The organism is Psychrobacter sp. CAL346-MNA-CIBAN-0220 (genome assembly GCF_040309805.1).
Taxonomy (GTDB): Bacteria; Pseudomonadota; Gammaproteobacteria; order Pseudomonadales; family Moraxellaceae; genus Psychrobacter.
In genome coordinates, this window is the sequence record NZ_JBEOPF010000348.1 from 1 (window position 1) to 266 (window position 266).

1 pseudogene is annotated in these 266 nt (G+C 47.4%); it reads right to left on the reverse strand.

Annotated features, from left to right (window positions below):
• A pseudogene (locus AAEY88_RS13930) lies at positions 1-266 on the reverse strand (acyl-CoA dehydrogenase); the annotation flags it as partial.

The following is a 266-nucleotide window of genomic DNA, read 5'->3' on the forward strand; positions in this document are numbered from 1 at the left end:
TCCACCTTCAGCGATAGACTTCTGAGTTAATAACATTCTGCGCACATCTGGGTGAACAATAATCGGATCAGCAGGACCATTAGGGTTTTTAACGCCACTGATAGAACGCATCTGTAGGCGGTCTTTTGCGTAAGCTAATGCACCTTGAAATGATGCTTCAGCAGCGGCAACGCCTTCACTGGCAACACCGATCCGAGCGGCATTCATAAAGGTGAACATGCATTTAAGGCCACGATTGGGTTCACCAATCAAATGTCCTTTAGCGC